Source organism: Mesorhizobium sp. P2_F8, assembly GCF_056403655.1.
This window is the reverse complement of record NZ_JBFUFB010000070.1, coordinates 1-2,861: the sequence shown is the minus strand read 5'-3', so window position 1 is coordinate 2,861 and position 2,861 is coordinate 1. Positions and strand designations below refer to the sequence as shown.

The 2,861-nt window shown below is 63.7% G+C and carries 3 protein-coding genes; 2 read left to right on the top strand and 1 reads right to left on the bottom strand.

Annotated features, from left to right (window positions below; translation table 11 throughout):
• A partial coding sequence (locus tag AC1DZP_RS35820; RefSeq protein WP_477309025.1) for a hypothetical protein occupies positions 1–209 on the bottom strand: 209 nt, incomplete at its 3' end.
• A 370-nt stretch (positions 210–579) separates the two neighbouring features.
• Between AC1DZP_RS35820 and AC1DZP_RS35815 the strand changes: the two genes are divergently transcribed.
• The gene (locus tag AC1DZP_RS35815; protein ID WP_477309023.1) at positions 580–2,343 is read left to right on the top strand and encodes an acyl-CoA dehydrogenase C-terminal domain-containing protein; all 1,764 of its coding nucleotides are present in this window, start codon (positions 580–582) and stop codon (positions 2,341–2,343) included.
• 28 nt (positions 2,344–2,371) lie between these two features.
• On the top strand, positions 2,372–2,861 hold a 490-nt coding region (locus AC1DZP_RS35810), incomplete at its 3' end, for an AMP-binding protein (RefSeq protein WP_477309021.1).

Genomic DNA, 2,861 nt, shown 5'->3' with positions numbered 1-2,861 from the left:
GCAGAACAGGTTCCGAGCGCGGCGCGCGCGCGCGAAACATTGCTCGATGCGATCGGGGAACTGCACAGGAGCACCTCAGCGGCGCAACCGCGTAGGCTTTCATGACCGCCCTGGCTGACATCTGGTCCGGCCCGACGGCGAGCCGCCGGTGCCGCGCCGAGCTCACCGCCGATGGCCGGTCCCCAGTTGGGCGTTCCGACGGCATTCATTCAGGCGTTGTCGGCCATCCAGGCCGCCAGCGGACCGCCTCTTGCGTGCGCGATCCTCCCTGATCGCGTAAGGCGAGGAGTCGGCGCTTGCGAGTGGGCCTAGGCCCTGTGAGGTTTGGCGCCTCGGCTTCGCAAGTCACCGAAGGCGGGGCGCTGGCGGGCGCCCCGCCGCCGACGGCATCGTGGGAGCTGCGCTTCCCGCTTCTGACAAGTCGACTGTGCCCTTATCGGGCTGAACTCGGTTACGCCGGACGAGGTGGCCGCGCTGGAAGGCGAGACCTTCGTCGACTTGCCGGCAAACATAACGTTGACCGCTTCAGTTGCGGTTGACGACGGGCAAGCCGGTAGGCAACCGAACAGGAAGGCACCCATGGCCGGCTATATCCCTCCCGTTGAGGACATGTCGTTCTTGCTCGGCGAAGTCTTCGACTTCGACGCACAAATGACCGCCCTTCCCGGCTGCGACGACATCAACACGGAACTGGCGACCCGCATCCTAGAAGAAGGCGGCAAGTTCTGCGCCGAGATCCTGGAGCCGCTCAACCGAGGCGGTGACGAAGAGGGATGCAAGCTGTCGAATGGAATGGTGACGACGCCTAAGGGCGTCGCCGACGCCTACAAGGCCTTTGTCGAGGCCGGCTGGGGCGGCCTTTCCGGCAGCCCGGAATTTGGCGGACAGGGTCTGCCGCGCGTGCTGCAGATACTGCTGGACGAGATGGTATCGTCGGCAAATCTCTCCTTTGGCCTGTTCCCGGGGCTTACGCGTGGCGCGGTGGAGGCGATTTCCCATCATGCTAGCGACGAGCTCAAGCAGAAATATCTGCCCAAGATGGTCACCGGCGAATGGACGGGCGCCATGGCGCTCACCGAATCCCGCGCGGGCACCGATCTCGGCCYGCTCACCACCCGCGCCGAGCCGGTAGGGGACGGCTCCTATTCCATCAGCGGTTCGAAGATCTTCATTTCATCGGGGGATCAGGATTTTGATGGCAACATCATCCATCTGGTGCTCGCCCGCCTGCCCGACATGCCAAAAGGCGTGAAAGGCATCAGCCTGTTCCTATCGCCCAAGTTCCTCGTCGACGCGGACGGCAGGCTGGGCGAACGCAACCGCATGTCGGTCGGATCGCTAGAGCATAAGATGGGGATCCACGCGCAGCCGACCTGCGTGATGAATTATGACGGCGCGATCGGCTGGCTGGTCGGCGAGCGCGGCCGCGGCCTCAACGCCATGTTCACGATGATGAACGCCGAGCGGCTGTTCGTCGGCATGCAGGGCCTTGGCGTCGGCGAGGCCGCCAACCAGAAGGCCGTTGCCTATGCTCGCGAGCGCCTGCAGGGTCGTTCCGCCGACGGTGAGCGCGGCCCTGTTGCGATCATCGAGCATGCCGACGTGCGCAAGATGCTCCTGGAGGGCCGCTCCATCACCGAGGCCGGGCGCGCGCTCGCCGTCTGGATCGCGCTGCAGATGGATATCGCCGCCAGCCATCCGGACGCCGAGACGCGCCGCAAGGCGGACGGCCTCGTGGCCCTGCTGACACCAGTGGTGAAGGCGGCTTTCACCGATTTCGGCTTCGAGATCGCGGTCCTGTCGCAGCAGGTGTTCGGCGGGCACGGCTATATCCGTGAATGGGGTATGGAACAGTACGTGCGAGACGCTCGCATCACTCAGCTTTATGAGGGCACCAATGGCGTGCAGGCCATGGATCTGGTGGGCCGCAAGCTGCCGATGGAAAACGGTGAACTGCCTCTGCGCTTCTTTGCGCTTGTGCGCGAGGAACTGTCGCAAATCAACGGACCAGCCTGGCTCGACACCGTGAAGTCCACCGTCGTCGATAGCCTTGCCCGGCTGGAGAAACTGACGGAAGACCTGTTGGCCAAGGGCGCCGATCCGGTGGAGGCAGGGGCGTGCGCTACCGACTACCTTCGCTTCTTCGCGCTGGTGGCGTTCGGCTGGCTGTGGGTGCGCATGGCACAGACGGCCGCGGCTTGCGCGACGACGCCGCACAAACAGCGCAAACTTGCCCTCGCCCGCTTCTTTGCGGCTCGCCTGTTGCCGCAGACCGTCGCACTCGAGGCGGCGATCCGCGCCGGCGCTTCAGACATCATGGCGCTCGACGCCGACCTGTTCTGATTGAACCATTGTCCGGGAGGAAAAGACCATGCTTGGCCTGATGATGAATACACCCCTGCTCGTATCCTCCATCCTGCGTCATGCGGCGACCTATCACTGCGACACGGAAATCGTTTCGAAAACGGTCGAGGGCCCGATCCATCGCTACACCTATGCCGATCTTTCGAAGCGTAGTCAGAAGCTTGCCAACGCGCTGGCAAAGCTCGGACTGTCGCGCGGAGATCGGGTCGGAACGCTGGCCTGTAACGGCTACCGGCATCTTGAGCTCTATTACGGCGTTTCCGGATCAGGGCTCGTGTGTCACACGATCAACCCGCGCCTCTTCCACGAGCAGATCGGCTACATAATCGAACATGCCGGTGACCGCCTGCTCTTCTGTGACCTCAATTTCCTTCCGATCCTCKAAGCGCTGGCCGACCTGCTGGTCGGCATGAAGGCGATTGTCGTCTTGACCGACGCGGCACATATGCCGAAATCGGCGGCGCTGCCGAACCTGGTTTGCTACGAAACCCTCATCG